We start from the raw sequence: 5,247 nt of genomic DNA, 5'->3' as shown, positions 1-5,247 counted from the left end.
CTGCTCGGCCAGCCCGCGCTCGATCGCCTGCCTGATCCACCAGATGGCGTACGTGGAGAACTTGTACCCCTTGCTGTAGTCGAACTTCTCGACCGCGCGGATCAGCCCGAGGTTGCCCTCCTGGACCACGTCCAGCAGCGGCAGCCCCCGGAACGAGTGCTTCTTCGCCACCGACACCACCAGGCGCAGGTTGGCCCGGATCATGTGGTCCTTGGCGTCCCGGCCGTCCGCGACCACCTGGTTCAGGGCGCGGCGGCGCGCGGGCGTGGGGGCGGTGTCGGCGAGCAGGTGCTCGGCGTACACGCCCGCCTCGATGCGCCTGGCCAGCACGACCTCCTCCGCCGCGGTGAGCAGCGGCGTCGAGCCGACCTGGCGCAGGTACTGGCCGAACAGGTCGGCGTCGGCGGCCTGCTCCGACGCTCGGCGACGGCTCTGGTCGGCGTTGGGCTTCGTCAGCGGCATGACCGTCTCCCTGTCTGGTCGCACCCCGCGCGCGGGCGCTGGTGGCGCTCGGCGCGCGGAGGTCACGGTTGGGCGCCCGATCCGGGCAACCACGGTGTCAACGCACCCGTCGTGGCGCTCATTCCACGTCAGGTTCCGTCTTCCGGGTGCAATCCCGGACCGTGGTCCGGGTCGGGGATGGGCGCGATGGGCGTGGGGCTCAGCGAGGACTCGTCCTCCCCCTCCTCCAGGAGCGTGGCGGCTGCCCCGATGATGCGCAGGTCGGGCTCTCCGACGGTCTCCCGGTCCTTGTCCGGGTAGTCGCACCTGGCGAGGACGCTGCGCATCGCCTCGATCCTGGCCCGCTTCTTGTCGTTGCTCTTCACCACCGTCCACGGGGAATACCCGGTGTCGGTCGCGCGGAACATCGCGACCTTCGCCTCGGTGTACGCGTCCCACCGGTCCAGCGACTCCAGGTCGTTGGCGCTGAGCTTCCACTGGCGCACCGGGTCGACCTGGCGGATGAGGAAGCGGGTGCGCTGCTCGGCGCGCGAGACCGAGAACCACAGCTTCACGAGCAGCACGCCGTCGTCGACGAGCATCCGCTCGAACTGCGGCACCTGCCGCAGGAACCGCTCGTAGTCCTCGTCGGAGCAGTACCCCATCACGCGCTCGACGCCCGCGCGGTTGTACCAGGAGCGGTCGAACAGCACCATCTCGCCCGCCGTGGGCAGGTGGTTGACGTAGCGCTGGAAGTACCACTCGCCCTGCTCGCGGTCGGTGGGCTTGCCCAGCGCCACCACGCGCGCGCCGCGCGGGTTGAGGTGCTCGGTGAACCGCTTGATCGTGCCGCCCTTGCCCGCCGCGTCGCGCCCCTCGAAGAGCACGACCATCCGCTGGCCGGTGTCCTTGATCCAGTACTGGAGCTTGAGCAGCTCGATCTGCAGCAGCCGCTTCTGCAGCTCGTACCGCGCCCGGTCCAGCCGCTCCCGGTACGGGTAGTTCTCCCGCCAGGTGTCGACCTCGGAGCCGTCGGCGCGCAGGAGGACCGGGTCGTCGCCGTCCTCGTAGTCCACGACGAGCTCTTCCTCCAACTCGGGGAAGAGGGATTTCGCGCGATCAGACTGGGCAATCACACGTTCAGGGGTACCCGCTGGCGGGGTCGGAAAAACGGCTGAAGTTTTTTCGCGAAGAGGTGTGGGAGCGCGCCCAGGGGGGCATCCTCGGCTCAGCAAGCAGTACGACGACGAAGCGCGCCGCACCATCCGTTACGGCGCGGCAGCGGATTGAAAGGAAGCAGCACAGTGGGCATCCTGGGTTGGATCGTTCTGGGTCTCATCGCCGGCGCCATCGCCAAGGCCGTCATGCCCGGTAGGGACCCCGGTGGCATCATCGTGACCATGCTTCTCGGCGTCGTCGGCGCCATTCTGGGCGGGTTCATCGGCAGTGCGCTGTTCGGCACCGGCATCGGCAGCTTCTTCGACCTGAGCACCTGGCTCCTGGCCATTCTCGGCTCGCTGATCGTGCTCGCCATCTACCACGTGGTGACCAGCCGCGGTCGTCGCGTCCACGGGTAACACCCGACGCAATCCTCCTAAAGACCCCGCCCGGTGTGGCGGGGTCTTTTGGTGTGCGCGGGTGGGTGGTGGGGTGGAATTGTTGATTCGGGGGGTTCGGTTTGAGTCGGAAGGGTGAACTTCCGGGGTGGGCGCGCGGGGGACGGTGGCCGGTGGGGTGCTCGCCGAGCGCGAGGTGCCGCGCGGCGGTGGCGCGCGCCGTCCTGGCCGCGGTCCTCGCCCAGCGCGCCCCTGGGCGTCGCGACCCCCGGACGTGGCGAACCGCCCCCGGAACCCGCTGACCGGGGGCGGTCCTCCTTGCGCACGTGGGCGCGGTCGGGGGCGCGCGCCACGTGGGGTCTCCGTCAGGGCCTGGCCGCCAGGGCCCGGTCCCGTCTCAGTACCAGCCCTCCTCGGCGTTCCACGCCAGCGTCCCGGCCTCCACCACCGCCACGAACTCCGCCGCCCCCGGCGCCAGGTCCCGCCCGCCGACCACCACCAGCGGGTTCGCCGGGCGCTCCAGGTCGAACGCCAGCCAGCCGTCCGACCCGAGCTCGCCGACCACCAGCCCCGGCCGCACCTCCCGGATCTCCTCCGGCCCGTACAACCTCAGGTACTCGCCCGACGGCCGCAGCCCCCGCCGCAGCCACGACGGCCCGCCCAGGTAGTCGACCCACGCCGCGGGCAGCCCGGCGACCCCGGAGGCGTCCACGCCCGACCGGTACTCCGCCTCCACCTCGATCCGCCCCACCACGTGCCGGTTGAACTCCTCCAGCTCCGCCGCGGGCACCCAGTGCTCGTCGATGCCGCGCCCGCCCGCCGACTGCACCGGGTACCTCGCCAGGAACTCCGCCCCCACCGCGAACCGGGTCACGTACCCGACACCCTCCGCGCCCGAGGCGTTCCACTCGCGGGCGATCCTGGTCGCGTGCTCCCGGTTCACCACGGGGTAGAAGATCGGCTGGTCCGGCAGCCGGGGCGGCCACTCCCGCCACCCCGAACCGGCCACCAGGTCCAGCTCGGCCTGCCCGGTGGGCCGCCACAGCACGACATCGTCCATTCGTGGGAACTTAATCGCCCACGCGGGGCCGGGGAATCCGGCGTCCCTCCCCCGTGGCGCAGACGACCTCGCAGCGGGTCAGGTCGTGGTGGGCGTGCGCGAACCCGCCGGTCGGCAGGTGCCACACCGACAGCACCCGCCTCGGCCGCATCCGGTCGCTGTCCAGGAACCAGCCGTCGTCCACCGCCGCCGACCACCTGGTCCGCACCAGGCCCTCCGGCAGCTCCGCGTACCGGTCGTTGGAGGTGAACTCCCGCACCGCGCCGCGCTCGTCCACCACGACCCGCGCCCGCACCGAGCGCCCGCCGCCGGTCAGCACCAGGTCGAACGCCTCGTCGGACACCGGCTTCCACAGCACGTCCAGCGACAGCAGCATGGACGGCGCGAGCAGCACCGCGTCGCACAGGAACGCCACCAGCTCGTTCGCCTCGTGCTCCGGCCCGCTCTCCCGCGCCACCGTGAACACCCGCAGCGCCGTCGACCTGCGCTCCACGTGCCCGTCCCTGAGCACGTCCGTGGTCTGCACGAGCCTGCCGACCTTGTTCTCCACGACCCGGCTCAGGTCCTCCGCGCTGCTGCGCTGGTGCGTGCGGCACGGCGTCCAGTGCTGGTCGGGCCGCTGCCTGCGCCACCCGTTCAGGCGGGCCTCGAACCCGACGTCGAGCGGGCGGTCGAGCACGCCGGTGAACTCCAGGTAGCGCTGGGCGGGTGACGGCAGGTGGGCGATGTCGGCTGCGGTGACCGCCGGCTGGGTCGCTGTGCTCTGCATGGTCGTACCTCCACCACCCAGGGTGCCGCTGGGGCGAACGGGTGGTCAGAGACCAAGGGGCCCCGTTCGGCGGGACCTTCGACCGCAGGCGCGGGAGCGGCGCCCTCGCAGAATCCTGGCACGGACCACGGAAAAGACGATGGGAGCGCGACATGAGAGCAGCGGTCGTCACCGAGTTCGGCGAGCCACTCGCGGTGGGTGAGGTCCCGACGCCGGAACCCGGCCCCGGTGAGGTGCTGGTGCGGCTGGAGGCGTCGGGGATCTGCCACACCGACATCCACGCCGCGCACGGCGACTGGCCGGTCAAGCCGACCCCGCCGTTCATCCCCGGCCACGAGGGCGTCGGCGTCGTGGAGGCCGTCGGCGAGGGCGTCGACGCGGCCAAGGTCGGCCTGCGGGTCGCGATCCCGTGGCTGGGCGCCGCCTGCGGCGAGTGCGCGCACTGCGTCTCCGGCTGGGAGACCCTGTGCGAGGCGCAGCAGAACACCGGCTACTCGGTCGACGGCTGCTACGCCGAGCGCACCGTCGCGGACGCCCGCTACGCCGTGCCCGTGCCCGACGGCGTGTCCAGCCTGGACGCCGCGCCGCTCACCTGCGCGGGCGTCACCACGTACAAGGCCGTGAAGGTCGCGGGCATCACCCCGACCGAGAAGGTCGCGGTGTTCGGCATCGGCGGGCTCGGCCACCTCGCGCTCCAGTACGCGCGGATCGCGGGCGGCATCACCGTCGCGGTCGACGTGGAGGACGCCAAGCTCGAACTCGCCGCCGACCTCGGCGCCGACCACACCGTCAACGCGGCCACCGAGGACCCGGTCGCGGCCATCCAGGCGCTCGGCGGGGCGGACGTGGCGATCGCGCTGGCCGCGTCGCCGCGCAGCTTCGAGCAGGCGTTCGCGTCGCTGCGGCGCGGCGGGCGGCTGGTGTGCGTGGCGCTCCCGGCGGACGGCGTGCTGCCGGTGCCGGTGTTCGACCTGGTGCTCAAGGGCATCACGGTGATCGGCTCGATCGTCGGCACCAGGGCGGACCTGGCGGAGGTGTTCGAGCTGCACGCGGCCGGGCGCACGCGGGTGATCGCGAGGGGCACGACGCTGGACCAGGTCAACGAGGCCTTCGAGGACGTCCTCGCGGGCAAGGTCCCGGCCAGGCTGGTCATCGAGCTGTGAGCGGCCGCAGGTGAGGGAAGGACGCACACTTCCAGCGTCCCGGCTGACAGATGCGTCCGCCGGGACGCTGGGGCGTGGGTCGGTGGTGGGTGCGAACGCGGTCATCCGCGACAGGTCGCCGGTTCCGCTCGCCGCTCCGCGACGAGCGGGGTGCGATCTCCGGTTGGTCCGATGCCCCTCGGGCCCGCGCGGCCTTCAGCCGGTCGTCGACCGGCGCGCGTCACACCCCCGCGTGGCCGCCGGCCTCCGCGGACACCA

6 protein-coding genes are annotated in these 5,247 nt (G+C 72.2%); 2 read left to right on the top strand and 4 right to left on the bottom strand.

Annotated features, from left to right (window positions below):
* Together ACTUAL_RS27585 and ppk2 are read right to left on the bottom strand one after the other, a co-directional pair.
* Nucleotides 1-462, bottom strand: a 462-nt coding sequence (locus tag ACTUAL_RS27585; RefSeq protein ID WP_440902285.1) for a sigma-70 family RNA polymerase sigma factor, incomplete at its 3' end; no start/stop codon positions are given.
* Nucleotides 463-590: 128 nt separating this feature from the next.
* Nucleotides 591-1,535, bottom strand: a complete 945-nt coding sequence (gene ppk2 / locus ACTUAL_RS27580; protein ID WP_440902284.1) for a polyphosphate kinase 2 — start codon at nt 1,533-1,535, stop codon at nt 591-593.
* A 210-nt stretch (nt 1,536-1,745) separates the two neighbouring features.
* On the opposite strand from ppk2, the gene ACTUAL_RS27575 reads away from it, so the two are divergent.
* The gene (locus tag ACTUAL_RS27575) at nt 1,746-2,018 is read left to right on the top strand and encodes a GlsB/YeaQ/YmgE family stress response membrane protein (protein ID WP_015800738.1); all 273 of its coding nucleotides are present in this window, start codon (nt 1,746-1,748) and stop codon (nt 2,016-2,018) included.
* A 376-nt stretch (nt 2,019-2,394) separates the two neighbouring features.
* On the opposite strand, the gene ACTUAL_RS27570 is transcribed toward ACTUAL_RS27575, so the two are convergent.
* Nucleotides 2,395-3,057: a hypothetical protein gene (locus ACTUAL_RS27570; protein WP_218182109.1), complete on the bottom strand. Its 663-nt coding sequence runs from the start codon at nt 3,055-3,057 to the stop codon at nt 2,395-2,397.
* A 10-nt stretch (nt 3,058-3,067) separates the two neighbouring features.
* Nucleotides 3,068-3,826 carry a DUF6544 family protein gene (locus tag ACTUAL_RS27565; protein ID WP_440902283.1) on the bottom strand — a complete coding sequence of 253 codons (759 nt, stop codon included), beginning with the start codon at nt 3,824-3,826 and terminating at the stop codon, nt 3,068-3,070.
* A 152-nt stretch (nt 3,827-3,978) separates the two neighbouring features.
* Between ACTUAL_RS27565 and ACTUAL_RS27560 the strand changes: the two genes are divergently transcribed.
* Nucleotides 3,979-4,989, top strand: coding sequence for a zinc-dependent alcohol dehydrogenase (locus ACTUAL_RS27560; RefSeq protein ID WP_096492441.1), 1,011 nt, complete (start codon nt 3,979-3,981; stop codon nt 4,987-4,989).
* Nucleotides 4,990-5,247: the final 258 nt, after the last annotated feature.

It is taken from the genome of Actinosynnema sp. (assembly GCF_052038725.1).
This window is presented reverse-complemented; position numbering and strand designations above follow the sequence as displayed.

Excerpts from the sequence above, each read along its gene's own strand:
- ACTUAL_RS27570 (WP_218182109.1), bottom strand. The coding sequence starts at position 3,057 with ATGGACGATGTCGTGCTGTGGCGGCCCACCGGGCAGGCCGAGCTGGAC.
- ACTUAL_RS27565 (WP_440902283.1), bottom strand. The coding sequence starts at position 3,826 with ATGCAGAGCACAGCGACCCAGCCGGCGGTCACCGCAGCCGACATCGCC.
- ACTUAL_RS27560 (WP_096492441.1), top strand. The coding sequence starts at position 3,979 with ATGAGAGCAGCGGTCGTCACCGAGTTCGGCGAGCCACTCGCGGTGGGT.